The sequence below is a fragment of the Ignavibacteriales bacterium genome (assembly GCA_026390815.1).
Lineage (GTDB): Bacteria > Bacteroidota > Ignavibacteria > Ignavibacteriales > SURF-24 > JAPLFH01.
Map to the genome: position 1 here is coordinate 1 of JAPLFH010000029.1, position 26229 is coordinate 26229.

Consider the following 26229-nt stretch of genomic DNA (forward strand, 5'->3'; position numbering starts at 1 on the left):
CACTGTTGTCCGGTAAAAATAAATTATAAGTAAGAAATATGACTAAGTTTAATAAAAACGAAGAAATATTAAGAGAATAGAAAATAGAACCTCCGGTTAACCAAAAAGTAAAAGTTGTTCATCTGTTTTTGTAGTTAAAAAACTCCAATCGGCATCAGGTTTTTCCAGAAACTTAAATAAGTTTATGTATGTCATTAAATGATATCTAATGACAGAAACCATATTGGAATACGCCCAACTTCGTTTAATTTTTCTTTGTATTACTAACATTATAAGCTGAATAATCAGACTTACCCATATTTGTATTTCAATTGCATTTTGGCTATCGCCTAAAAAATATTTTAACGGGAAATTCTGTTTTAATCTTTTAAACATTTTCTCTATCTGCCAACGGTTCTTATATATTTCCGCCACTTTATCGGCTTCTATTTCAAAATTGTTCGTAATAAATTCATATACCTTTTTGTGTGGCTCATGCCAATATGCTATTCTTCTTAATTCTATTGTCTTTTCTTTTTTTTGAACTTTTATTCTTTCATCCTTTATTACCCCAGGATCAATACCATCTTTAATATCAAATTCTGCTATGCTTTCATAGACAGCATTTTCTTTCTGCCTGGTAATAAAATATATCCCGTCTAATGTCCATTCCGAATATTGAGCATAGTCATTATATCCTTTATCGAAGACTACATAGGAGCCTTTCTTTAATTCCAACTCTCTTAAGAACGTATGATCGTGTGTTGCTGCCGAGCTGAACTTAATTAAGCACGGCACGTCTTCCAGCGCATTTATCATTGTATGCATTTTTATTCCCCCCTTCTTTTTCCCATTCACAGGGTTCCTTCCCGCTCCTTTCAATATATCACTGAACAGGCTTATTGTGGTACTATCTATTATTTTTAATCCCTCTATTGCCACCGCGCTTTTATTGCTGTCCGATAAAAATCCCTTATACTGCTCATATAGTCTGTTATAGATTTCTCTGAATACTTCGCTCTTTCTGTTTTTGTTTGCATCTGATATTGTACTGCGGCGTGGAAAGTGTTTCAGCCCTAAATGATTGATTTTCCCTTCGCACGCCAGTATTATGCTTGTTATTTCTCTTAGTGAATTGCATCCGCTTAGTATCGTATATATCATGCTTACCAAATGGTCATACGTCTTGAATTTCTTATAATATTTATCACTCTTGTACTTTTCTGCTGTCCGGTATATTTTTGCCGGCTCTATGTACTTTAGTATTTGACTTATTATTGGTTGTCCGCTGAATTTATTAGTTTTGTTCATGGTTTATTTGTTTTCTGTTAATTACAAATTTAACCATGGCAAGGGATTTATCCTTTCGATTTTTCCCTTGTCTTTTATTTTTTACCGGACACTACTGATTTTAATTGAAATGAATCAGAACTCGTTTTAGAAAAGCAACAGGGTGGTCTAATACAAACCAAAACAAGCCGGAGTTGTCCGCTTTTATTTTAAGCTCGCAGTAAATTATTTATACAACAAGGAAACTAATTAATCTAATACAACTGTTAGAATATAATGGGAGTTAAATATTCAACTTAGTTAATTAGCCTTGTTGAATACAAAATTCTTGATTAAAAACGTTCTGTATTAGCGACCAGTTGTTACAAAATTAAAGTAGCATCAATAAAATAATTTAATAAAGGAGTTTTATAAATGAAAAATTTACCAATCCGAATAGTGTTTTTATTTTTGATAATAATAAGCACATCATTTACAGGAACAGTTGTGGCACAAACTACTCAGTCTTCACAGACAGTCTTCGTATCAACTATAAATGCTTTACTGGAAGGTTCATCTGATACTTCCAAAGCTACAGCAACAGCGTGGGCAATTCTATCCGGAGATAAAACCCAACTAACATATAGAATTACTTACGCAAAGCTTACTTCAAAATTTACAGCTTCACATTTTCATTTGGGTTTTCCAGGAACAAATGGACCGGTGGTTCATGCAATTCAATATACCAGAAATACAGCCATTGGCAGCTGGACAAATTTACCGGATAGCATTGTTACTGCACTAATAAGAGGGCAAATATATATTAATATCCACACGCAAAATTACCCTGGTGGTGAAATAAGAGGGCAGTTAAAACCGGTCGATGGTATTCCATTTTTGTTTTCGCCGGAACCCGGACAAGTAAATTCTCCAGATACATCAAAAGCATCTGGAACAGGTTGGGCTGTCTTAAGCTCTGATGGATCAGTTCCATATCTTACTTATGGAATGACGATAGCCGGATTAACCAGCAATTATACTGCCTCGCATTTTCATATCGGTGTGGCAACTCAAAATGGCGGAGTGGTTCATCCAATTGCATTTAGTGATAGCTCTGCTTATGGACGATGGGATAATATTTCTGATCAAAATGTATTAGCACTTTTAAGAGATGGAATTTACGCAAATGTTCATTCAGCAAATTATCCGGGCGGAGAAATACGTGGACAGCTTATTAAATCCGGAACAATTTCCTTCTATGCTTCACTTGATGGCAACCAGGAAGTTCCGATTGTAACTACAAATGCAACAGGAACAGCATTGTTTGTTTTGAATGATAGTTTGTCATCACTTGCTTATAGAATTACTTTTGCCAATCTTCAGGATGGTTTTACTGCTTCTCATTTTCATCTGGGTGCATTTGGTGTTCCTGGTGGAGTTGTTAAACCGATTAATACATTTAAGGGAAATACGGCAGATGGTATTTGGAGTGGAATTCCAGATAGCTTGCTGGTTAGTTTGGTTAAAGGTAATCTCTACGTTAATATTCATTCCAAAGCGCATGGAGGCGGAGAGATAAGAGGGCAAGTATGGCTGAATGAAGGTATAGCATTTATTGCATCATTAAATAGTGCACAGAGCGGACAATCGGTTTCATCTTTAGGTTCAGGTACCTCCTGGCTTTCATTGGTTGATGATACATTAAAATTCCAGATAACATTTGCCGGATTAACTTCTGCTTATTCATCTTCGCATTTTCATCTTGGTGCTACAGGAGTTAATGGAGGAGTTGTTCATCCAATTGCATTTACGGATAGCACAACAAATTCTTTTTGGGCTTCTTTAGATAATTCTTCTCTTAGCGCATTGGTAAACAAAAATTTATATATAAACATTCATACGGCAAATTATCCGGCTGGTGAAATAAGAGGACAAGTTTTACCATCAACTTTCGAATCTGCACACAGTGTTACATTCGTTAGTGATGAAAATTCTTCAGTCATATCAAATTATAAATTAAGTCAGAATTACCCGAACCCATTTAATCCATCAACTACTATTAATTTTTCAATTCCCCAAAATAGTTTTGTTACAATTAAAGTATATAATAACATTGGTAAGGAAGTAACAACTTTAGTTAATGAACAAAAACCAACGGGTAATTATAATGTGGTTTTTAACGGAAATAATCTTGCAAGCGGAGTTTATTTTTATAGAATGATTGCGGATGGAATTGTTTATACAAAAAAATTAATGCTGCTTAAATGAAAGGAAAATAAATTCAATGGATTCCCGCCTGCTTACCAGTAGGCAAGCTTTCGCACATAGGCGTCAACTTAAGGTTAAATATTTAGTTTATGATGAAAATAGCCCCGACCCTGCTTATCGTAGGCAGGTTTTCAAGTCGGGGAAAGAATATTCTCTAAGAATTTAAGGCTTTAGCTCAACATAAGAATTGTACTTGCCTACTGCAAGTAGGTTGGACTAAAGTCCAGGATTTTTTGAGGATTCCGATACTCCGGCATAAATGCCCGAGTTATTCAAGTACAAAATTTCCTTAAGTTGACGCCTATGTGCTTTCGCAGGAATGACATACCGAATTTTTCAGAAGTTTCTACTAAGTTATTTTTCATTTACTAACTGTGGAAAAGTTTAGTGCATACCAACCACCAAAGGCACGTTAATAATTTTAATTCCATTGATAATGGATAAATAGTGCATCAATCTGGCAGCGGTCTTTGTTTCTTCTTAATAACAATTGTAATTAAGAAAAGTAATTGATACAAAAATGCGGAAATCAAAACTAACCGGTAGTAAATTTATCCAATTCTTATAGTTATTGTTTCCGCTATTTCTTTGGTTATCGTTTTATTTTTGTTTCATAGATATTTATCCATTCAGCCGAACTCATTTTACCCGAAAGTCCTCCAATAAGTTCAAATGGTATTTGGTCAAGTTTTTTAAATCGGAGACAGCTTTTACCTATATCCATTTTTTTTGTGCACTGTTTAGGATATTCGTTAATTAACCATTCCATCAGTTGATGTCCTTGAAAAGTTATAGAAGTGTTATCGGAATCAAATTATTTGTTATTGTAATTCTGTTAATGAATAAATGATATTGTTTAAATTCTCTTCGTCTTTTCTTTCCAAATCCAGTGTAAAATTATTCTTTTCAAGAAGTCTTGTTGATCTGCTATTATCTTTATGTGTGTAAGCATCAATTTTTTTTAGTCCAATTGTTTTAATACCAAAATCAATGATTGATCTTAATGCTTCATTCATTAATCCTTGTCCGTGGAATACCGGGTTTAACTCATAGCCAACTTCAGCAGTGGTTTTATCGCGGGAAAAATTCCATAAACATATTGTCCCGATTAAGTCCGGGTTGTTCCTTAAACTTATTGCCCAATAAATCCAATTGTTATGTTTTATTCCATCATTAATCTTTAAGATAAACGATTTAGCTTCATCAAGGTTGGCTGGTTTTTGTCGTTCAATATATTTGTTTACTCTTTCATCAGTACGTAAAAAGAAAATAGCTAAGTCATCAACACCACTTAATTGCCGCAATGTTAATCTCTCAGTTGTTAAGATTGGGAAAGGAGTAAAATTTATTTCATTCATTAAAATCAACCTTTTTTCTTATTAAGAAATGATCTTGAAAATTGCAGCACCACATTTTGATAATGAGCAATACGAATTAGAATTATTTATAAAATAAAAAATGGAGTGGTTAGTTTCAATAAAGGTTTTCGAGAGTGCCTCCCTTTTTCATAAATCTGGCAACGATATTACTTGTAACCGAATGCTTATTACCATCAAAGGAATTTCATAGGCTTAGGGCTTTTAAAACTTGCTTTATTATTTTGGGATGCAAAATTTGATTACTATGAAATGGAATTATAATTCTTGTTTGTTCTTTAATATAAATCCTATGGCTTCCTTTGGTCCGTAATAACTTGAACCCTTCCTTAAATAGCAGAGCTTCGGCAACTTTTGCTTTAATTATCGGTTGCTTAGGCAACTTTAACTCCGTATGTAGTAGTTATAATTTCCTTACTAAATATTTCTTTTTTTTCTTTATCAGTTAAAGTTTCTAAATAAAGTTCAATGGCTTCTTTAATATTTGATAAAGCTTCATCTACATTATCTGCCTGTGTTTGGCAACCTTCCAAATCGGGGCAATAGGCGTAATAACCAAATTTATCTTTTTCAATAATTACATTTAAGTTGAAGTACATTTATATCTCCAGTTGAAAAATTTCTTTAATTATACTTGAGTGAACATAACCAAATTAGATTTTTATGTCAAGCGCATTTTTAACCTTGATTTTCTATTATTATTTCTCAATTTTTCCAAGTGTAAAAGCGTCATTAATCCAGATTGATCAACAGGAGTTACTTTATGCTAAAGCGCCATAGCGTTCTTTCTTCAATCTTACTCTTAATCATATTCTTATTCTCTTTTATTTCTCAGCCTAATGCCCAAACTGTAATTGGTAAATATGCCGGCGAGTTTATGGCAATCGGAGTTGGTGGAAGAGCAAATGGAATGGGTGGCGCTTACGTTGCAGTTGCAAATGATGTTACTTCCGGATACTGGAATCCTGCAGGGCTGGCAAGCATCAATTATCCTCAAATTTCTTTAATGCACGAAGAACATTTTGGCAATCTTGTTAATTATAATTATGGTTCGGTTGCGCTTCCTTATGGATCGGATATGAGCTTTGGTCTTAGCATAATCCGTTTGGGAATTGATGGTATACCTGATACACGGGAAGCTTTAATTGATAGAGAATCCAAAGTGGTTATTTATGATATTGGTAATCCGCGTGCGGGAATTGATCCATCAAAAATTAAGGAATTTAATAACTCCGATTGGGCATTCTACTTAACATTTGCTAAAAAATACTCCGAAAATTTTTCTTACGGAGCTAACGTAAAGTTTATTTTGAGAGATATTGCTGAGTACAGTGCATATGGAGTTGGTTTTGATATTGGGGCAATGTACATGCCGTATGAAAAATTTTATATTGGTGCCAATGTGCAGGATATAACAACCACTTTGGTAGCATGGAATACCGGCAGGAACGAACTTATTACCCCAACTTTAAAACTCGGAACAGCATATTTGCTGGATTTATCTTTCGGCAGATTTACTCCTGCTGTAGATTTCGACATTCGGTTTGAGAACAGACGATTTGCCTCTCAGTTTAACTTGGGTCCAGTCAGCTTCGATCCACACTTTGGACTTGAGTATAGTTTCAAAAATGTAGTTTCAGTGCGCTTTGGTTATAATGATGTTAAACAATTTACGCTCGGCGCCGGAGTAAAACTTCCAAAACTTAATATTGATTATTCATTCTCCCGATTCAATATGTCTTCTGATGAACGTTTGCCGGATTCCCATAGAATTTCATTAATCTTAACTTTAGAAGAACCAAAATTCTTACGCAGTTCAAATTGAAGTTATTTGCGTGAATAGAAAACTATCAGTTTCCAGTCATCAGTATGCAGTAATCAATCGGCAATTTTCAATACTTGGTAGACTAAGCAACTGTGCAATTTATCGATTTTATTATTCTCATTTTCCACCTGCCTTGCCGGTAGGCAGGTTATCCCTAAACCATCAACCATCATACATTCTATTTTATCTTCTTATTTCAATCTCCTGTTTCCTTATAAGTTGTGCTCCAACTAAAACCATCGAAACAACAAGCGCTTATTCAACAGACTTTCCTTTAACAACAGATATTGCATATTCTTCTTCCAGCGATTTAACAGTTAGAATTCCAAAAGGCTGGTTTACCGCTGAGGATAAAGAATGTAAGTGTACCGATCTTTGGCTTATCCGTGATGATTTTTCAGCAACTATAAATCTTATTACCTATGAAGTTGATGATACAATAAGAAAGCATGTAATTGATGGTAAGATGGATACACTGGTAAGTTACAGCAAACAACTGAAAAAATCGAAACTGAAAATCGGATTAAAACTGGTAAAAGAAGACGAATTTTTCCAGTTGAATGAAAAACCGTTTGCCGCATATGAATATTTAGGCGATGAAGGAATTCCAATAAGAGTTGTTTTATTCCAGTATCAGGGCAGAATTTTTGAACTATCGGCAATGCCGGCACAGAAAATCGGTAGAGGAAAAGTTGATTCGCAAGAACTTTTCAGAGTACAACAATCAGTTTTAGCATCAATCAAATAGAACACAGAAAACAGAAAACAGAATTCAGAATGAAAAACCAATGATATCCTGTCTTTTATCTTCTGTCTTCCGACTTCTGTTTTCCGACTTCTATTTTCAGTATTCTATTTTTTTTCTATCTTGCCGGCAACATTTTCATTTCTAAAGCATCTATAAAGTAAACGAGTGGAAATTCTTTGGTAAATTCTTCCAAGAGCATAATTGAATTCACTTTGATTTATAACCGGCATAAATCGCGGTTATATTTCTACATCTTTAAAATGGTGAATGATAAAATGCTTACGGAAGATATTGTACAGAATGTTTTTATTAAACTCTTTGAAAATTTGGAGAACTTACGTGAAAAGGAGTTCGTAGCAACATGGATTTATACAACAGCCCGCAACGAAGTCTTTGATCACCTGCGAAGAAAGAAAAGGAAACCACTGGAAATAACTGAAGATGATTTTGAATTCACTTCAGAAGATGATTTGGTTATTGATTACGAAAGCATTGAATTGAAAAAGATAGTTCTAACTGAGTTGGAAAAACTACCTGAGGAGCAAAGAGAGGTTTATTTACTTAAAGAGTATTCCGGTTTAAGCTATAAAGAAATTGCTGATATTCAAAAGATAGATGAAGTGCTAGTAAAGAGCCGGTTGTTTAAAACAAGACAAAAGTTAATTAAGCGTATATCAAAATTAGTATGAACAAAAATTAATGGTAAAATTATGGACTGCGAAAAATATCAACTGCTGATTCAGGAATTCCACGATGGTGAGCTGGAGAAAGGAAAAGAACCGTTGATCTTTACCCACCTTTCCTTGTGCACTGAGTGCAGAGATTTTATGAAAGGATTAAATCAATTAAATCTTTTTGCCCAGGAAGAAATAAAAGAATTTCCATCAAGTCTGGATGAAAAGATTATGCGGGCGATTGAAAAAAAAGAAACGTACAACAACACAAATATTTTTATGCGCAGAACCCCGGCTTATGTTTCTTATGCGCTTGGAGTAATAGTAATTCTTTTGGGACTTTACTTATTCAACTCAACAAAAGAATACCAGGGCGATTTACGTGAAGCTGTGAGTATTATGAAAGAGCAGAATCAACAAATGCAGTTAATAATGAACAGCTTGCCGGAAGTAGAAGTAAAATATCATATGCCTAATCCAATAATGATCTACTCTAAATTGTGAGACAAAAAATGAATACACTAATTAAAATATTAGGTATAGTTTTATTTGGTTTAATATTAAACTCGTGTAAGCAAAAAGAAAATGATGTTCGGGATGATTTATTCTGGAATCCACAGATTGTTGATGAACCTGTAAAGTTGATTACTAATGTTGAAATAATTCAAGACAATATCAGGAAAACATTATCAACTAAAACTATATCAGAATTTTTTGGAGCAGGTGAACAAAATTTTCCAATTGAAATAGCAATTGATAAGTATGGGAAATTTAACTCTCTTCAAATAAATGATTTTTCGAATCCGGACACAAAGACTAAAGTAATGTTTTTAATGAGTAATAAAGATTTTATCAATATCTTAAAAATGATTGAATGTAAACCCGCAAAATTAAGAGGTCGACCCGTTGGAAGTTTGTTGTATCTAAATTTGGTTGTTACTGTTAATCCAAATGGTGTCATCGTGGTTCCTTGGACAGTAAAGGAGCTTAAGATTACAAAAGATACATTCAAAAAAAAATCTGATGATGAAGCATTTACATTTGTTGAACAGATGCCGGTGTACCCTGGCGGTATAGATGCGTTATTAAAATTTATTTCCGCAAATATCAAATATCCTGAAATTGCCAGGCGTGCTGGTGTTGAAGGAAAAGTAATTGTACAATTTGTAGTTGATCAGCAAGGTAAAATAACTCATTCCCAAATATTAAAAGGTCTAGGCGCTGGTTGCGATGAAGAAGCATTAAGAGTAGTTAAAGAACTTAAAAACTTTCAACCTGGTAAGCAGGGCGGGAAGGCTGTAAAAGTTAAAATGGTAATTCCATTCAGTTTTAAGCTGGAATAAATAGGAATTAAAAATCACTTTTAATCAAATTAAATTGGAGAAAAAAAATGAAAAAGAATTTAATTCTCAGTTCAGCGGTGTGTTTGTTGTTAGCAATCCTTCTTCTCAATACAAATATTTTTGCACAGGATGCAAAAAAAGAAGGAAAGGCTAAGATTTGTGAAAAAGTTGAAGTAATGCCGGAATATATTGGCGGTACTGATGCTTTGATCAACAAAATTGCAAGAGAAATTACATATCCCGAGCTTGCAAAAAGAGCATGCATCCAAGGCAAAGTTATGGTAGAGTTTGTAGTGGATAAAGAAGGAAATGTTACTGATGCGAAAATTTTAAAAGGAATTGGCTCCGGCTGCGATGAGGAAGCCTTAAGAGTTGTTAATGCTTTGGGTAAATTTAAGCCTGGTACGGATAAAGGTAAATCTGTAGCAGTTAGTATGGTGATTCCAATTAAATTTAAATTGGATGACAAAATAAAGCCTGAAACAAAATAGAATCCTCCTTTGGTGACGGGCTTTTGCAAGAAAGCCCGCCACTGTCAAATTAACTCATCATATTTTTTGTGGAATAAAAATGTATTTCAAACTTCGAATAAAATTTCTTTTAGTCGTTCTAACTTTTTTTAATTCAATTCAATTAGGTCAATCTGATGGCTTAAATAAAATTGATTTATTGTTGCTGGAAGAAAATTATTCTGCCGCAATTTCAAAACTGGATTCCCTGATAAAAGTTGACTCTCTAAATTTGAAGTCATTGTACAAACTTGGTTTAGCTTACCAGGGATTATATCAAAACGCAAAAGCAATAAATGTTTTAAATAAGGCACATAACCTGGATACGAATAATGTGAATGTTATTCTATCGCTCGGTAATAGTTACGTAAATCTGAGTTATCTTGACAAAGCAGAAAATTATTATAACCTTGCTTACAAAAAAGATTCGACAAAAATTTCTATTGCATTTAAACTGGCTGATGTGCACATCAATGGATCCAAATTTCAAAAAGCCGCTGTCATTTATCAAAAATTGTTAACCCACGATACATCAAATTCTTTCTTGTATAAAAAACTTGGCTACTGTGCAATGAAAATAGACAGCCTGAATCTTTCATTAAAGTATTATCAAAAAGCGCTTGAACTAAATAGCTCAGATGCAAGCACGTCTGTTCAAATGGCAGCTATTTGTTATAAACAGGATAAACTTGATTCAGCGCTTCAGTATGTTAATTTTGGATTGCAAGTTTATCCGCAAGAACCAAACTTCAACAAGTTGAAAGGAGACATTCTTTTTAAGAAGGGAAATACGCCCGAAGCGAAGGAATATTATCTTAAAGTAATTTCACTTGGCGATAGTTCAGCGCAAATTTATCAAAAGCTGGGATTTTGTTACTACTTCATTGCCTCAGCAAAAGACAGCTTTATTTCTAATGATATTTATCGGGAGAAATTTCAGAATTTCTATAAAGCTCTGGAAGCATTTGAAAAATCGTATCAAAAAGAAAAAGATAACCGTATTACTTGTTATTATGCCGGCATTGCTAACGATAAGGTTGGCTATTTTGATAAAGCAATTTACTATTTAAATGAAACTTTAAAACTTTCGCTGCCTGATAATCTTGCGGACATTTATACTTATTTAGGTAGAGCATACCAGGTTTCCCAGCATTACACGGAAGCAATTGACTCCTGTAAGAAAGCAATGTTTTATAAACCGGAACAAAAAGAATTTCTTTTTTACATCGGGCTCATTTACGATGATATGATTAAGGATAACAAAGAAGCCTTAAAGTATTATCAGGATTTTCTAAATGAAAAGGAAAATACTTATGCGGATTTAAAACAATTTGCCAGAGAAAAAATTAAAGCGCTGAATAAAAGGTGAGTTGACATTTTTATTTTATAAAGTGTCTTGAAGAATATTCTTCAGATGCTTCTCTTAATATCTGAAGACCATATGGTTCTTCGTCAAACTTAATTTTGTTATAAACATCTGATAGTTTAAGCCGGCAATCAACTGAAGGAATTAAGAAATTATTTTCAAGCGAATCATATTCTCTCAAATTCCAATCGTTTGGTTCTGATTTAATAAAATGTACAACACTAATTCTATCTTGTGCAATTAAAATATATTCTTTTAAAGAATCCAGTTTTCTATAAAACGAAAACTTCATTCCTCTGTCATACGCTTCTGTAGATTTTGATAATACTTCAAAGATAACAACTGGATTTACTAAAGTATCAGTATTTTTATCAGCAAATTTTGGCTCCCCACAAACAATAATTATATCCGGGTAAGTAAATAAATCATGTTCTTTGATATAAACTTTCAAATCAGATTGAAGCACATTGCACTTTTTCTTCCTTAATATAGGATGAAGTTTAGCAAAAATATTCCCGCATATAAGGTTATGCTTAAAACTCGCTCCGGCAAGCGCAAACAAGCGTCCTTTTTGATATTCACTTCTGCTTTCAGCGTTTCTTTCATGCTCCAGATATTCCTCAACAGTATAAAATTTATCTTTATCCACTTGCATCTTATTTTACCTCTAATTTCAATTTCAAATTACAAAGTTAGATGAAGAAATGCAACGCAGCCATTAAATCCATATTAAATGTTATTGAAATTTATTAGTGCAGAAAAGATTATAGTCTATCAGTTGTTTGAATTAAATTGTAAACCCCGCCTACCGGCTGGCAGGCGTTAAAACGGTTTTTATTTGCGTGGTTTATTAAGTAACCCACGAATTAATTCGTGGGTTGGCTAAAGAAAAGACTAGATCGTTAACTGTTTTAACAGTTTATCATTCTAAAATTTTTTAATTCACACAACCGGTTATAGTTTATAAAATACTATAAACTAAATAACCAGCTAAGAGTTATTTTATTTTAACACTACTCCCCATTCTGCAACAACAAAACCCTCTCTTGCAAATTTTGGAACTATTGGCTTAGACAAATCTATTACATTCTTTTCAGATCCTTTAATAATAAAAAAAAGGCGAAGTACATTATCAGGTGAAGGTGATATTTTTAATCTGATTATTTTATCAATATCATTTGAAAATTGTGGATATATAAAGTAGTAGGGATAAGTTATTAGTCTTTGAATCCAGTATTGAGTAAAGTCATTTATTTCTCGGTCAATGAATCCTGATTCAGAAAGTTTGGTTCTAAAGAATAAAGGAAGAGAATCTCTGTTAACAATCCAACCTGAACTGTATTGATAAATATCAGGAGTTTTAGCTTCGTAAAAAAGATAATCGTATTTGTTATCAATCTTACCGGTTGGTTCTGCTTGAACACTCCATTCTCCTAAATATGCAGGAATTGATTCAATAACAATTCCTCCCAAAGGGAACTCTAGTTTAACTGAAACAACACTTTTCACTTGCGGATAAATGTAAATGTTGGGTTTCCTAACAACTGCACCGCCACCGGTTGTATCGATAGGTTCGGTTGGTGTGGATGAATTTTTCTTACAACCTGTAGAAGAGGAGAACAATATTGCAACTACGATTAGAAAAACTACTAATAATTTTTTTTTCACAAAACCCACTCTTTTTTGTGTCGACTATTGTTTTATTGTCAGTCGAATTATTTTCTAAAGACTAATTAAATCGTTATAAATTATAAATGCCATTAAAAGAATTAGTAATACAAAACCGGTATTCTGAATTGCCATTTTAATTTTAATAGGTATTTCTTTCTTAATTATTCCTTCAACTAAAATAATGACCAAATGCCCGCCATCTAACACAGGGAAAGGTAAAATATTAAGTATCGCCAAACTTAAACTTAACATTGCAAGAAAATAAATAAATGCAGAAAATCCTGTATCTGCGGATTTAGCCGCGAATTGTGCAATTTTAACCGGTCCTCCAAAAGCGGAAGAGAATGCAACATTACCAGCAATTACATTTTTCAACATTGAAAAAGTGAGTTCTGTGTATTTGCCAATATCGGTAATTCCAAACCAGAATGATTTGAAGAAGCCATAAGATTTGTATTCAACCTTTCCTGTAAACTGCTCTCCAAATCCAATACCGATTTTTCCGGTTTTATCGGGTGTTACAGCAATCTGAATAGTATCTTTATCCCTTAAAAGAACCATTGGCAATTGCTTTTCTTTGTTTGATGAAATAATATTGGATATTTGCACGTCTTTATAAATAGGAATATTATTTATTTTTAGAAAAACATCTCCTGCTTTTAGTCCAGCTTGTTCTGCGGGAGTATTTTTTATAACACTACCAATAAATACTTTAAATCCGGTAGGGAAGATCATCAATCCTTTTTTCATATCTGGTGAAAATGAATTACGCGGGATGGAAAGATTTTTTATTTCACCATTCCGTTCCAGATTAACATTTATGTCTTTTCCTATGTTATTGATGAAAAGTTTTGTATAAACATCATCCCAGAAAATAACCGGCTCATCATTTATACTGATTAATTTATCGCCCTTCTCAAATCCTGCCTTTTGAACTGGAGTGTTTTCTGCCACGTATCCAACAGTTGTAGTTTTTACATATTGTTTTGGTTGGAAAAAATTTACTGCCCAAAAAACCAGGAAGGCAAGTAAAAGATTCATTGTAACGCCGCCGCAAATTACAATTACTTTTTTCCAGGTAGATTTAGAACGGAATTCGTAAGGCTCGGGTTTTTTATCTGCAAATTTTATATCGAAACTTTCGTCTACCATTCCGGCAATTTTAACATATCCACCCAATGGAAGAAGGCTAAGTCGATAATCTGTATTTCCTTGTCCATCCCAATCTTCGGGTAAATCGCCGAATGTAAATCCGTTTAGCTTGTTCCAGCCAAATAATCTTTTACCAAATCCGATTGTAAAAATATCTACTCGCATTCCGGTTAATTTTGCAGTAACAAAATGACCGAATTCGTGAACAAAGACGATTATAACAATTGTAATTAAAAAATAGATAATATAATTCATTAAAAGTTTTCTCCAGTTAAATCAAAAAAGTTTTTCGGCAAAATCCCGTGTTTGCCTGTCGCATTCAAATATCGTTTCCATATCGGGTGATCTATGATTTTCAATTTTATTTAATGATTCCTTAATAATTTCCGGTATCCGCAGGAAACTTATCTTTCCTGCTAAAAATTTAGCAACGGCAATTTCATTTGCTGCATTTAAAACGCATGGAGTTGTACCGCCTTGTTCCATTGCATCGTAAGCTAATTTCAGACACTCAAATTTTTCCAGGTTTGGTTCAAAGAAAGTCAGATTCTTTATTAATGGCAACTTTGTAACCACATGCCTGCTTCTTAATCTTTCAGGAAAAGAAAGAGCGTATTGAATTGGAATCTTCATATCGGGTAAACTCATCTGCGCCTTTATTGAACCATCAATATATTCAACCATTGAATGAATAATTGATTGAGGGTGAACCACAACTTCAATTTTATTTCTGCTTAAACCGAACAACCAATTAGCCTCAATAACTTCAAGTCCTTTGTTCATCATCGAAGCACAATCGATTGTAATTTTGTTACCCATCTTCCAGTTTGGATGATTTAGTGCTTCCTTAACCGTAACTTTACTCAAAGCATCTTGATCCAGATTCAGAAAAGGTCCACCAGAAGCTGTGATGATTAACTTTTCAATTTCTTCAACTTTTTCTCCAACAATGCACTGAAAGATTGCACTATGTTCGGAATCAACCGGGATTATTTCTGCATTATATTTTTTTGCAAGTTTGGTTATTAGTTCGCCGGCGACTACCAATGTTTCTTTATTTGCAAGAGCAATTCTTTTACTAAGCTTAATTCCCTCAATTGTTGGTGCAAGACCGGCAAAACCAACTAATGCGCTAACCAAAATATCGTAATTACCTCTTCTGGTTGATTCAACTAATCCTTCATCTCCACCAAGCACTTCACACTTACCGGCAAGATTTTGCCTAAGTTTAGATGCGGCTATTTCATCCTTAACTACAACAATAGATGGCTCAAATTCTTTTACCTGTTCTTCTATAAGTTGAATATTAGAATTTGCGGTTAAACCTTCAATCTTAAATTTATCCGGAAATGCCCTGATTACATTTAAGGTATTAACACCAATTGAACCCGTTGAACCGAGTATAAAAACTTTCTTCATTATTAAATTATTTTTCAATCAAAAGTTAGCTAAGATTCGTTTCTTAATCAATGTTAAAGATAATGATTGCAAAGTTGATAATTTTAACAAGAATTATGAAGAAGTAATTCTTTACAAAGGATTTGGCAGAAGTCAAATCACAACCGGAAAATTCTAAAATCCAATACCTCATTGTGGGATCAAAATCCAAATAAAATCTAAATTCCAAATACTAATTTCTAATTTTCAAATCCCAATTTCCAATTTTCAAATCCCAATCATCAGTCTATAAGCGGTTTATGTTTGAGATTTTAATATTGACATTCCTTTGATCCAGCTAAGCTGGATTGGCAATTGTTATTTTGAACTTCTAAAAGAATCTGTGTGTAATTGCCAGCAGAAAATTTATCAGGACTAAAATGTTAATGACAGTTACAATCTTCCATAAACCACGCAGCTTTTCATAAAAAGATGGTAGAAGTTCAACTGAAGATTCAAAATCATCGCTCAATTCCGTCCTTACTTTTTTTGCTTTTGGAATTAAAACGGCAAAAGTTAATATGATAAGAATTACCATTATAACTTGCTTGGTTGCCAACCAGTGATTTACTGAGAATTGAAAGAATGAATAATATGGTAGTACAGAAATTAAAATTATTCCTGTAATCAAAATTCCAGTCATTCCAATTATACCAGTTGTATTTGTTAGTTTTAAGTATACTGAAAGTAATTTGCGTTCACCAGATTTTCCTTTAGAAGCTGAAATGAATTGACGAAGGATTAAATCGGCAGGTAGCAGGCTTAACCAAATAACTGCGGAAAGAATATGAACAACTAATAGAATAGCCTGAAGTGTCATGAAAATTCCTTTAATGAATTTATAATAAAATTTTATTTAAAAATAAGCATTATGAAAATGAAAATCTTCTTATTAATTTGCGTTCGGGTATTTAAGCTATCAGTTGTTTGTAATCTGAATTTGGTTTCCGAAAATAAATCTGGTCTTCATTTGTTAAATTGTTGAATTGCTAAATTGTTTTAAGATTTATATTGATGTTGTTTCTATCTTCCGGAAAAAGATCATTCATAATAAAAGACCATAAAACTTTTTCAAATTAAATATTGAGATAACCTTGGAAAAGAAAAGGCTGCTATTTATCGATTTGCTACGTGGCTGGGCTCTGCTTGTAATGATTGAGGTTCACGTCTTTAACGCAATGTTACAACCGACTATCAGAGCTTCGGGATGGTGGTCCATTCTTAATTTTATCAATGGACTGGTGGCTCCCTCATTCTTATTTATCTCCGGTTTTGCGTTTATGATAGCAAGCCAGCGGAAGCTAAACGATTTTAAGAAATTCAAATTTGATTTCTGGCGCCAGATTGGAAGAATATTTTTAATCTGGGGAGTTGGTTATTCTCTTCACATTCCATTTTTGTCCTTACAGAAAATTAAAGCGGAAGCCACTCCGGAACTAATGCGGCAATTCTATGCGGTTGATGTTTTGCAATGCATCGTATTCGGTTTATTGATGATGTTTCTTCTCCGCCTGATTATTAAAAAAGAAAAAATTTATAACATAATAATCTCTTCCCTTGCTTTTGTTTTTGCTGGCGTAGCCCCATTTGTTGATAAGATTGATTTCACTCAATGGATGCCATTACCCATTGCTGACTATTTTAACTCAGTTCATGGTTCTTTATTTCCACTATTTCCGTGGTTAGGATTTATGCTTGCTGGCGGAGTTATGAGTTCAATTTATATGAAGGTGAAAAATGAAAATCGTGAAGAGAAATTTCTAAAAAAATATTTATGGGGCGGAGTTGCTGCAACTGTAATTGGGATTGTAGTTTTAACTATTGATCCAATTCCAAACTTAAAACCACATCCATCTTTTTTTCTTGAACGGTTAGGAATTGTGGTTTTATTGTTGATTGGGCTTAGATATTATGAGAAATGGCGCAACACCCATAAATCATTTGTACTTGATGTTGGGCGGGAATCGCTATTAGTTTACTGGCTGCATCTACAAGTGATTTATAGAAAAATTTGGAATGGCAGGAGTTTAGAAGAAATTATTAATAACCACTTAAATGTGCTTGAGGCATTCTCAGCCACAATCCTGCTTGCAATTCTTATGATTGTTACAGCAATTATTTGGGGAAAGTTTAAGAAAATTTTTAAGAAAGAAGCACAGGTTGTTGTGGTTAGCACTGTTTTGATAGTAATACTCTGGCTCCTTGTAAAATAGAGTCCTGGAATGAACTATTCAATGGAAGTCAAATTTTTATAAGCTTCATCGAATTCAATTAGTAATTGCTGAAATAATTCCTCAACAGTCGGAATATTTTTTATCAACCCGGCGCCTTGTCCTGCTTCCATCATTCCCTCGTTTTCGTCTCCTTCAAAAATGCCAAGCCGTTCTCTTTTCTTGCCGAGTAATTCTTTCAGTTCTTCTTCGGAGGCACCTTTTTTTTCAACTTCAAGAATTCGTTTTGTAAATTCATTCTTAAGAAGGCGCACCAATCCAATTTTTTTCAGGATTAAAGTTGTGTCATTGTCTTTAGCTTCAACAATTTTCTTTTTATAATTCGGATGGGCTGAAGATTCCATAGTTACCGCGAACCTTGTTCCCATTTGTACACCTTTAGCACCAAGCGATAGTGATGCAAGAATTCCTCTTCCATTAACAATTCCACCAGCAGCAATCACCGGAATTTTAACTGCATCTGCGAGCATGGGAATTAAATTGAAAATTGTTATTTCATCAATTCCGTTATGTCCGCCTGCTTCAACTCCTTCGCCAACAACGGCATCGCAGCCTACGCTTTCAGCTTTAATAGCGTACTTTGTCGAGGGAACAACATGAACCACTTTAACTTTCTTGCTTTTTAACTTATCAATAAATTTTCCTGGGTGACCTGCCGATGTAAAGACTATTTGAATATTTTCATCAATTACCGTTTGAACTAATTCTGAGGCATCTTCTCTGCGCAAGGGAATGTTCACTCCAAAAGGATTTTCAGTCGCCGCTTTGCATTTTTGAATGTGTTCTTTTAGTAGTTCAGTTTTCATAGAACCGGAACCAATTAAACCCAATCCACCGCAATTAGAAACAGCGGAAGCCAAGCGCCAACCGGAAACCCAAACCATTCCAGCCTGTATTACTGGATATTTAATATTGAATAATTCTGTTACTTCATTACTGATTTTCATATTGTATAGGTTCTTTTTCTTTGCGAATCTAAATAAAAAACTTTTAACCTCAAAAGAAGATGTTTGCTTTAACCGGAAATCTACTTATCGTTTTATCTGGTTTGATATTCACAACCCTTTTTAGTAGTTTTACCTCAAAATTTTTTACATAATCACGGATAGTTTATTGCGGGCAATAATACCTGTTGCGGGATTTGGAAGCAGATTAAAACCTCATACTTATTCAATTCCCAAAGTGCTTCTTAATGTTGGTGGAAAACCAATTTTAGGACATATAATTGAAAAACTTCTTCACGAAGGTATTCAGAAAGCTACTTTTGTTATTGGTCATTTAGGAGAAATGGTTAAAGAATTTATTATAAAAACTTATCCTGAACTTCAAGCGGATTTTGTGGAGCAGAAAGAAATGCAGGGTTTGGGACACGCTATTTATATGGCTGTTCCTACTTTTGATGATAAGGAAATTTTTATAATTCTTGGCGATACTGTTTTTGATGTTAACATTACTGATGTATTTAAAAATAAACAAACTGCATTGGGTGTAAAAACAGTTGAAGATCCGAGCAGATTTGGAGTTGCTGTTGTAGAAAATGGCTTTATAATAAAACTTGTAGAAAAACCGAAGCAACCAATTTCTAAACTTGCACTTGTTGGATTGTATTATATTTCAAATGCAGACAAGCTTGTTAAATCATTAGAAGATCTTATTAAAAGAGATATTAGAACAAAAGATGAATTACAATTAACGGATGCTTTACAACTTATGCTTGATGCAGGTGAAAAGATAACAACTTTTCCTGTAGATGGTTGGTTCGATTGCGGAAAACCTGAAACATTACTTTCAACTAATCAGCATATATTAAATCAGGATAGTACACATACAGATTTGAAAGGAGTAGTAATTAACAGTCCTGTTTATATTGCACCGAGCGCAATTGTAAAAAATTCTGTCATCGGACCCTTTACAACAATTTCTGAAGGTTGTGTAATAATTGATAGTATTATCAGGAATTCGATCTTAGGCGACAATTCACATGTTGAAAAAGCCATGCTCGAAGATTCTATTATTGGAAATTCTTCAATTGTAAAAGGCAATTATAAAAGGTTAAATGCCGGGGATTCATCAGAAATAGAATTTTTTTAAGTTAAGCAGAAACAAAGGTGTTAGAATAAAAATCAAATCTTCAGCCTGCGCCTTGGTTTTAAATCAGAATTAGAAACAAATATAGGAATAGACAAATGTCATATCTCTTCACATCAGAATCAGTATCCGAAGGACATCCGGATAAAGTTGCAGATCAAATTTCGGATGGAGTTCTGGATGCAATTTATGCACAAGATCCTTATGCTCGTGTTGCCTGCGAAACATTCGTAACAACTGGATTGGTTTTAGTCGGCGGTGAAATTACAACCAAAGCTTATGTGGATATCCAGGATGTTGCAAGAAAGACAGTGGAAAAAATTGGATATACTTCAGCAGATTATAAATTCGATTCGGAATCCTGCTCAGTTCTAAATGCCATTCATTCACAATCTCCGGATATTGCAATGGGAGTTGATAAAGGTGGTGCCGGCGACCAGGGAATTATGTTCGGTTATGCTTGTACACAAACTCCGGAATTAATGCCGATGCCAATTATGTATGCGCATAAATTAGTTAAAAAATTAGCCGATATTAGAAGAGCTAAAGATGGAACAATGTCTTACCTAAGACCCGATGCAAAATCCCAGGTTACAATTGAATATGATGACAACAATGTTGTAAAAAGAGTTGATACTGTTGTAATTTCAACTCAGCACGATGGTGATGCAAGCCAAAAAAGAATTAAAGAAGACTGCATTGAATATGTAATTAAAAAAATTATTCCCGCAGAATTTCTTGATAAAAAAACAAAGTACTTTGTTAATCCAACAGGTAGATTTGAAATTGGCGGACCGCATGGTGATAGCGGGTTAACCGGTCGAAAAATTATTGTTGATACCTATGGCGGATGGGCTCCACATGGTGGCGGTGCATTCTCTGGTAAAGATCCTTCTAAAGTTGATAGGAGTGCTACTTACGCAGCAAGACACATTGCAAAAAATGTTGTTGCCGCAAAATTAGCAACAGAGTGTTTAGTTCAGGTTGCGTATGCAATTGGTATTGCACAACCGGTTTCTGTGTTTGTCCGGACAAACGGCACAGGAGTTATTCCGGATAAAGAAATTTCTAAAATGATTATGAAAGAAGTTGATCTTACTCCCAAAGGAATTATAGAGCGATTGAAACTTAGAAAACCAATTTACCAAAAAACAGCAGCATACGGCCACTTTGGTAGAAGCGATAAAGATTTCACCTGGGAAAAATTGGAATTGGTTCCTCTGTTTAAGAAATATGCTTAGTTATTAAATTGCTAAAAACATTAAACAGTAATTCCATATAGTAAAATTGTTGAATTTAAAATAGAAAAAAGTTTAGTAAATAAAAGAATTGGAGAATTGAATGGATTACAAACCTGGTAAATACAAAGTTCGGAATTTAAAACTTGCTGCAGATGGCAGAATGAAGATTGAATGGGCGGAATCGAGAATGCCAGTAATGATGGCGTTGAGAGAAAAATACCGGAAGACTAAACCGCTAAAAGGTTATAAGATTGCCGGCTGTCTACACGTAACAAAGGAAACCGCTGTGTTGATTGAAACATTAGCAATTGCCGGTGCAAAAGTAAGTTGGAGCGGTTGTAACCCGCTTTCAACTCAAGATGAAATTGCTGCAGCTTTGGCTAAAAATGGAATTGAAATTTATGCATGGCATGGAATGAGCGTAAAAGAATTCTATTGGTGTATCGAAAGAACGCTTGATATGAAACCAAATCTAACTCTTGATGATGGAGCGGATCTAATTTTTACTGTTCACAATAAATATCGCGACCTGGTAAAAAATATTATTGGCGGAACTGAAGAAACTACCACAGGCGTTCATCGCTTGCGTGCTATGGCTGCTGATAAAAAACTACTTTACCCGGTTATTGCAGTTAATGATGCAGAAACCAAATGGGATTTTGATAACGTTTATGGAACAGGTCAATCTTCTATTGATGGTATTCTTAGAGCCACATCTGTTTTGATTGCTGGTAAGAATTTTGTAGTTGCAGGTTACGGACATTGCGGTAAAGGTTGTGCAGCAAGAGCAAAAGGTTTAGGTGCAAATGTAATCGTTACGGAAGTTAAACCAACCGCGGCTCTTAAAGCAACTCTCGAAGGTTATTCTGTTTTAACAATGGATGAAGCAGCAAAGGTTGGCGATATTTTTATTACTGCTACCGGAGTTAAGGATGTAATTGTAAAACGTCATTTCGAAAAAATGAAAGAAGGTGCAATAATTTGTAATACCGGACATTACGACTGCGAAATTAATATTAAAGAATTAGATGCAGTTTCCAAATCAAAGAGAACTGTCCGTGCAAACAACGAAGAATATACTCTTAAAAATGGCAAGAAGATTTATCTTTTAGCTCAAGGTAGGTTGGTAAACCTTGCTGCCGCAGAAGGTCATCCATCTGAAGTTATGGATATGTCTTTTGCTAATCAGTTTATGTCTCAATTAAGATTGGTTAATTTAGATAAGCAGGGTGCTCTTCTGGATGCCGATGTTTACGATATTCCCGTAGAACAGGATCAGGAAATTGCCACTGTAAAACTTTCAACCATGGGATTCAAAATTGATAAACTTTCTAATGAACAGAAAAAATATATGGACGATTACTCGGCGGGGACATAATAACTAGCCAAAAAAGAAAAAATAAAAATCCCCTCCGCAAGATGGGATTTTTTTTTATTAATAGAAAAAAAGTTTTTATAAATGTATCTTTAAAGTAATTAGGGAGGAAAGAAAATGTTTACTGGTGTAGGAACTGCTATAATAACACCATTTGATGAAAACTATAATGTTGATTACGTATCACTCCGTAAGATCGTCAACTTTCAAGTTGAAAGCGGAATTGACGCAATAATTGTTCTTGGAACAACAGGTGAAGCACCGGTTATTGATCTTATAGAAAGAGAAAAAATTATTTCTACAGTTGTTGAAGAAGTAAATGGAAAAACTAAAGTTATAGTTGGAACCGGAACAAACGATACACGAAATGCTGTTGAACTGAATAAAACCGCCGAAAAATTTAACGTAGATGGATTACTGATCGTGAATCCATATTACAACAAAGGTACGCAGGAAAGTTTACTAACTCATTATAAATATATTTCTGAAAGAACCAATCTGCCAATTATGCTTTACAATGTTCCATCCCGTACTGGAATGAATCTATTGCCAGAAACTGCAGTTAAGATTCATGAACAATGCAGCAACATTACTTCAATTAAAGAAGCGAGCGGAAATATTTCACAGATTGCACACCTCTTTTCTATTAAACCTGATTCGTTTAAAGTTTACTCCGGAAATGATGACCAAACATTACCAATTATGGCAATGGGAGGAGCTGGCGTAATTTCTGTTTTTTCTAATGCTTATCCTGCTGAAGCAAAGAAACTAAGTGATGCAATAATACAAGGAGATTATAAACAAGCGCAAGCGTTTAGCAATAAATATTTACGGATGATGAACCTGTTGTTTGTTGAAACAAATCCAAGCCCAATTAAATTTGTTATGAGCGAACTTGGATACTGCAAAAATATTTTGCGTCTTCCACTCGAGCCGGTATTGGAGAAAACAAAAATGATTCTGCAGGAAGAAATGGAAAAATATAAACCGAATAACTAATTGGTGCAATATGGAAAACAATTTTAAATATGGATTACTTGGATCGACTGGAAGATTAGGAACGGAAGTTCAATCTGTTTTTTCTGAGTTGGGGCACCACCTGGTTTTTTCATATAGTCTTGATGGTGAAAAGAGAATTGATAAACCTCAGGTTTTAATTGATTGTTCACTTCCTGAAGTATTTGCAAAAACTATTTCATACACAGAGGAATTTAACGTTCCGCTTGTTATTGCTACAACAGCTTTATCAAATGAACAATTAGATATTCTGAAAAAAATCAGTGATTTAGTTCCGGTGGTTCAGAGCTATAATTATTCTATCGGCATTCAAATACTTTTTAAACTTGTTTCAATTGCAAAAGAAAAAATTCCTGATTGGGATGTTGAGATTGAAGAAACTCATCACCGGTTTAAAAAAGATAAACCTTCCGGTACAGCCAAAATGATAAAAAATATTTTTGATGGAAAAGAAATAAATGTATCCTCACTCCGGCTCGGTAATGTTCCGGGTGATCATACAGTTCATTTCGGTGGCTTAGGTGAAGTGCTATCGATAAAGCACAGTGCAACTTCCAGAAGAACTTTTGCAGAAGGAATTTTAAAAGCTGCTGAGTTTGTTCTTCAAAAGAAAAATGGATTGTACAACTTTACAGATGTAATATTCAATAAATAATTTTAACTTTATTCTGAGGTTGTCTATAAGTTTAAGGTTTCTTTGTCATTCCCGTGTAAACGAGAATCCATAATTTCAAAAAATAGATTCCCACTTTCGTGGGAATGACATAGAAGAAATAATAAATACCTTTGATCATCTCGTGAGAGTAAGGCTTTAGGAGATTACAATGGATTCATATGAAATAATCAGCTATATCGCTAACTCAACAAAAAAAACTCCGGTAAAAGTTTATCTGAAAGGAGATTTATCCAAAATTGATTTTTCTGATTATAAATTCTTTGGTGGAAATGATTTCGGAATTCTCTTCTGTGAATATTCTCAGTTTATTGATTTCCTTGAAATAAATAAAAATTATATTTCTGATCATCATACGGAAGTCGACAGAAGAAATTCTGCCATCCCGCTTGCGGATATTACAAAATATAATTGCCGAATTGAACCAGGTGCGGTGATAAGAGATTTAGTTGAAATCGGTGATAATTGTGTAATTATGATGGGAGCAGTTTTAAATATCGGTGCAGTGATTGGCGAAAGAACAATGATTGATATGAATGTCGTTGTTGGTGGAAGAGCAATTGTTGGAAAAAACTGCCACATTGGTGCTGGAGCAGTTTTAGCTGGAGTAATAGAGCCGCCGAGCGCCGATCCGGTTATAATTGAAGATGATGTTCTGATTGGAGCAAACGCTGTTGTGCTGGAAGGAGTTAAAGTTGGTAAAGGTGCTGTTATTGCGGCTGGGTCTGTTGTTGTTAAAGATGTAGAACCGTACAGCGTTATGGCTGGTGTACCAGCAAAAATGATTAAGAAGGTTGATGACAAGACAAGAAGCAAAACTCAATTGATGGATGAACTAAGAAAATTGTAAATCAGTTTTAACAATTTGTTTTAAATAATTATCTGTTTGCAGATGCACTAATTTTATCAATTTAATCAGGCTGGTAAAAATTCATCTCTTATCAATTCCTAATTCATTTATAGAATTGATGACCAATTTAAATTACATTGTTTTTGGAACGCTTCTCCATTAGGATTCAATCATTTATTTGTGGAAGTTTACCTGCCCATTAAATTCTTTTTTAAACAAAATTGAACAAGGAAAAAATGAATCCTAAAAAAATGTTAATCAAATTTTTGCCAGTTGTAATTGTGGTTTTTCTGGTGATATTATTTATGGTTTGCACAAAAAGAATTGATCCTGGTTATGCAGGTATTGAAGTTGATCTTTATGGAGGAAATAAGGGAGTTCAGAGCTACGCATTAAGAACCGGGATGGTTTTTTACAATCCGATGATTACAAACATAGTAACCTACCCGGTGTTTGTCCAAACGGCAATTTGGACCCGCAGTACTGAGGAAGGAAAAGCAACAAATGAGGAGATAACATTCAACTCAAAAGAAGGTTTAGTAATTACTGCCGATGTCAATTTATCTTATCAACTGGATGAAAAGCTGGTTCCTAATTTCTATGTAAAATTCCGCCAGGATAATCTTGAGCATTTTACACATGGTATTATGCGTAACCTTACCCGCGATGCTTTTAACGAAGAAGCTGTTAATTATACAGTGGAAGAGTTATATGGAATCAAAAAGGAAGTCTTTTTAACAAAAGTTAAAGAAAGGGTAAATGCTAATATCCAGACTTATGGAATAAAAATAGAGCAGTTTGGATTTGTTGGTGCGTTAAGAATCCCAGAAAATGTTATTAACGCATTGAATGCAAAGATAGAAGCAACTCAAAATGCAATTAGGGCGGAAAATGTTTTACGACAAACTGAAGCTGAAGCACAACAACAAATTACACGGGCAAAGGGTGCCGCCGAAGCAAATCGGTTGTTAACTTCGTCTATCTCCACCCAGTTGATTGAATGGAGAAGACTTGAAATAAATGAAAAAGCTTTGAACAAATGGAATGGAAGTGTTCCTTCGGTGTACAGTGGCGCGGCAGGGAACAATATGATTTTACAGCTTCCTGGATTAAGCGGTAGATAAAATTTGTGAATTA

The 26229-nt window shown here is 34.1% G+C and carries 25 protein-coding genes; 16 read left to right on the top strand and 9 right to left on the bottom strand.

Going from position 1 to position 26229, the window contains the following annotated elements; all coding sequences use genetic code 11:
* Positions 1–96: 96 nt before the first annotated feature.
* Positions 97–1290, bottom strand: coding sequence for an IS4 family transposase (locus NTX22_09100; GenBank protein MCX6150666.1), 1194 nt, complete (start codon positions 1288–1290; stop codon positions 97–99).
* 393 nt (positions 1291–1683) lie between these two features.
* Here NTX22_09100 and NTX22_09105 point away from each other — a divergent pair, with 393 nt between their 5' ends.
* On the top strand, positions 1684–3516 hold the full coding sequence (locus NTX22_09105; GenBank protein MCX6150667.1) for a CHRD domain-containing protein: 1833 nt from the start codon (positions 1684–1686) through the stop codon (positions 3514–3516).
* An 821-nt stretch (positions 3517–4337) separates the two neighbouring features.
* Here NTX22_09105 and NTX22_09110 read toward each other — a convergent pair.
* Both NTX22_09110 and NTX22_09115 read right to left on the bottom strand, forming a co-directional pair.
* Complete coding sequence (locus tag NTX22_09110; protein MCX6150668.1) at positions 4338–4874, bottom strand: GNAT family N-acetyltransferase; 537 nt, start codon at positions 4872–4874, stop codon at positions 4338–4340.
* A gap of 392 nt (positions 4875–5266) precedes the next feature.
* Positions 5267–5491: a type II toxin-antitoxin system HicB family antitoxin gene (locus tag NTX22_09115; protein ID MCX6150669.1), complete on the bottom strand. Its 225-nt coding sequence runs from the start codon at positions 5489–5491 to the stop codon at positions 5267–5269.
* Between the two features lie 164 nt (positions 5492–5655).
* Here NTX22_09115 and NTX22_09120 point away from each other — a divergent pair, with 164 nt between their 5' ends.
* The 7 genes from NTX22_09120 to NTX22_09150 all read left to right on the top strand — a co-directional run bounded on the left by NTX22_09120 (position 5656) and on the right by NTX22_09150 (position 11360).
* Positions 5656–6717 (top strand): PorV/PorQ family protein, encoded by a 1062-nt coding sequence (locus NTX22_09120; protein MCX6150670.1) that lies wholly within the window; start codon positions 5656–5658, stop codon positions 6715–6717.
* 10 nt (positions 6718–6727) lie between these two features.
* Positions 6728–7465: a hypothetical protein gene (locus NTX22_09125; protein ID MCX6150671.1), complete on the top strand. Its 738-nt coding sequence runs from the start codon at positions 6728–6730 to the stop codon at positions 7463–7465.
* A 176-nt stretch (positions 7466–7641) separates the two neighbouring features.
* A complete protein-coding gene (locus tag NTX22_09130) occupies positions 7642–8154 on the top strand; it encodes a sigma-70 family RNA polymerase sigma factor (protein MCX6150672.1) in 513 nt (170 codons plus the stop codon).
* A 21-nt stretch (positions 8155–8175) separates the two neighbouring features.
* Entirely contained in the window at positions 8176–8643 is a 468-nt protein-coding gene (locus NTX22_09135; protein MCX6150673.1) for a hypothetical protein, read from the top strand.
* Between the two features lie 8 nt (positions 8644–8651).
* Positions 8652–9482: an energy transducer TonB gene (locus NTX22_09140; GenBank protein ID MCX6150674.1), complete on the top strand. Its 831-nt coding sequence runs from the start codon at positions 8652–8654 to the stop codon at positions 9480–9482.
* A 47-nt stretch (positions 9483–9529) separates the two neighbouring features.
* Positions 9530–9973 carry an energy transducer TonB gene (locus tag NTX22_09145; GenBank protein ID MCX6150675.1) on the top strand — a complete coding sequence of 148 codons (444 nt, stop codon included), beginning with the start codon at positions 9530–9532 and terminating at the stop codon, positions 9971–9973.
* 79 nt (positions 9974–10052) lie between these two features.
* Positions 10053–11360 (top strand): tetratricopeptide repeat protein, encoded by a 1308-nt coding sequence (locus tag NTX22_09150; protein MCX6150676.1) that lies wholly within the window; start codon positions 10053–10055, stop codon positions 11358–11360.
* A 10-nt stretch (positions 11361–11370) separates the two neighbouring features.
* Here NTX22_09150 and NTX22_09155 read toward each other — a convergent pair whose 3' ends face one another.
* The 5 genes from NTX22_09155 to NTX22_09175 all read right to left on the bottom strand — a co-directional run bounded on the left by NTX22_09155 (position 11371) and on the right by NTX22_09175 (position 16437).
* Complete coding sequence (locus NTX22_09155) at positions 11371–12012, bottom strand: Uma2 family endonuclease (protein MCX6150677.1); 642 nt, start codon at positions 12010–12012, stop codon at positions 11371–11373.
* A gap of 347 nt (positions 12013–12359) precedes the next feature.
* Positions 12360–13025 (bottom strand): hypothetical protein, encoded by a 666-nt coding sequence (locus NTX22_09160; GenBank protein ID MCX6150678.1) that lies wholly within the window; start codon positions 13023–13025, stop codon positions 12360–12362.
* 54 nt (positions 13026–13079) lie between these two features.
* Positions 13080–14435 carry an RIP metalloprotease RseP gene (gene rseP, locus NTX22_09165; GenBank protein ID MCX6150679.1) on the bottom strand — a complete coding sequence of 452 codons (1356 nt, stop codon included), beginning with the start codon at positions 14433–14435 and terminating at the stop codon, positions 13080–13082.
* A gap of 21 nt (positions 14436–14456) precedes the next feature.
* Positions 14457–15599: a 1-deoxy-D-xylulose-5-phosphate reductoisomerase gene (locus tag NTX22_09170; protein ID MCX6150680.1), complete on the bottom strand. Its 1143-nt coding sequence runs from the start codon at positions 15597–15599 to the stop codon at positions 14457–14459.
* Positions 15600–15948: 349 nt separating this feature from the next.
* On the bottom strand, positions 15949–16437 hold the full coding sequence (locus tag NTX22_09175) for a hypothetical protein (GenBank protein MCX6150681.1): 489 nt from the start codon (positions 16435–16437) through the stop codon (positions 15949–15951).
* A gap of 274 nt (positions 16438–16711) precedes the next feature.
* On the opposite strand from NTX22_09175, the gene NTX22_09180 reads away from it, so the two are divergent.
* Positions 16712–17830 (top strand): heparan-alpha-glucosaminide N-acetyltransferase domain-containing protein, encoded by a 1119-nt coding sequence (locus NTX22_09180; protein ID MCX6150682.1) that lies wholly within the window; start codon positions 16712–16714, stop codon positions 17828–17830.
* 14 nt (positions 17831–17844) lie between these two features.
* Here NTX22_09180 and NTX22_09185 read toward each other — a convergent pair whose 3' ends face one another.
* Positions 17845–18795, bottom strand: coding sequence for a nitronate monooxygenase (locus NTX22_09185; protein MCX6150683.1), 951 nt, complete (start codon positions 18793–18795; stop codon positions 17845–17847).
* 166 nt (positions 18796–18961) lie between these two features.
* Here NTX22_09185 and NTX22_09190 point away from each other — a divergent pair, with 166 nt between their 5' ends.
* The 7 genes from NTX22_09190 to NTX22_09220 all read left to right on the top strand — a co-directional run bounded on the left by NTX22_09190 (position 18962) and on the right by NTX22_09220 (position 26216).
* A complete protein-coding gene (locus NTX22_09190) occupies positions 18962–19939 on the top strand; it encodes a sugar phosphate nucleotidyltransferase (GenBank protein MCX6150684.1) in 978 nt (325 codons plus the stop codon).
* A 95-nt stretch (positions 19940–20034) separates the two neighbouring features.
* A complete protein-coding gene (gene metK, locus NTX22_09195; protein MCX6150685.1) occupies positions 20035–21177 on the top strand; it encodes a methionine adenosyltransferase in 1143 nt (380 codons plus the stop codon).
* A gap of 100 nt (positions 21178–21277) precedes the next feature.
* A complete protein-coding gene (locus NTX22_09200) occupies positions 21278–22555 on the top strand; it encodes an adenosylhomocysteinase (protein MCX6150686.1) in 1278 nt (425 codons plus the stop codon).
* Between the two features lie 114 nt (positions 22556–22669).
* A complete protein-coding gene (dapA, locus tag NTX22_09205) occupies positions 22670–23551 on the top strand; it encodes a 4-hydroxy-tetrahydrodipicolinate synthase (protein MCX6150687.1) in 882 nt (293 codons plus the stop codon).
* Positions 23552–23561: 10 nt separating this feature from the next.
* Positions 23562–24224, top strand: coding sequence for a hypothetical protein (locus NTX22_09210; GenBank protein MCX6150688.1), 663 nt, complete (start codon positions 23562–23564; stop codon positions 24222–24224).
* A gap of 169 nt (positions 24225–24393) precedes the next feature.
* Entirely contained in the window at positions 24394–25092 is a 699-nt protein-coding gene (dapD, locus tag NTX22_09215; GenBank protein MCX6150689.1) for a 2,3,4,5-tetrahydropyridine-2,6-dicarboxylate N-acetyltransferase, read from the top strand.
* 236 nt (positions 25093–25328) lie between these two features.
* The gene (locus NTX22_09220) at positions 25329–26216 is read left to right on the top strand and encodes a prohibitin family protein (protein MCX6150690.1); all 888 of its coding nucleotides are present in this window, start codon (positions 25329–25331) and stop codon (positions 26214–26216) included.
* Positions 26217–26229 lie beyond the last annotated feature (13 nt).